Source organism: Streptosporangium nanhuense (assembly GCF_059358815.1).
The window spans coordinates 1-655 of sequence record NZ_JCADBG010000131.1; the positions used below are offsets into that span (position 1 = coordinate 1).

The following is a 655-nucleotide window of genomic DNA, read 5'->3' on the forward strand; positions in this document are numbered from 1 at the left end:
ACCGCGAACATCTGCCCGGTCTCCGGGTGGATCCCGACCATCATGAACCCCGGCACGTCACCTCCGGACGACGCGGGAAGCCGGTCCGGCATCCCCTGCGCCAGCGCCTTGTAGATCAGCTCCAGGGCGACCGTCCCCGTCCACTGGGTGAAGGTCGCCGCCGGGTAGACGGCGTGGAAGAGCGTGCCCGGCTCGGCCCGCACCTCCAGCGGGGCGAAGTGCCCGGCGTTGGTCTGCTCCCCGGGCGTGGTGATCGCCTTGAACGCGACCCGGCAGGTCGCGATGGTCGCGCCGAGCGGGAGGTTGACGGGGCCGGGCACGGCGGGCGAGGAACCGGCGAAGTCGACGGTGAAGGTGCCGTCGGCGACGGTGACGGTGACCTGCATGCGCACCGGGTCGCCGGTGACGCCGTCGTCGTCCAGCCAGTCGACCGCCGTCCACGAGCCCTGCGGGAGGCGGGCGACCGCCTCGGCGGCGGACTCGGCGGCGGCGCCGACCACGGTCTCGACGACGGACTCGACGACCGCCGTGCCGTAGCGGGTGTGGAGCTCGCGGACCCGGCGCTCGCCGGTGCGCAGCGCGGCGACCTGCGCGTTCAGATCACCGATCACCAGATCCGGCATCCGCGAATTGAACCGGATCAACTCGATGATCT

General features: G+C 72.2%; 1 protein-coding gene. It reads right to left on the reverse strand.

Annotated features, from left to right (window positions below):
- The coding region (locus AC5L38_RS44335; protein ID WP_495248845.1) for a hydantoinase B/oxoprolinase family protein at positions 1 to 623 on the reverse strand (623 nt) is incomplete at its 3' end.
- Positions 624 to 655: the final 32 nt, after the last annotated feature.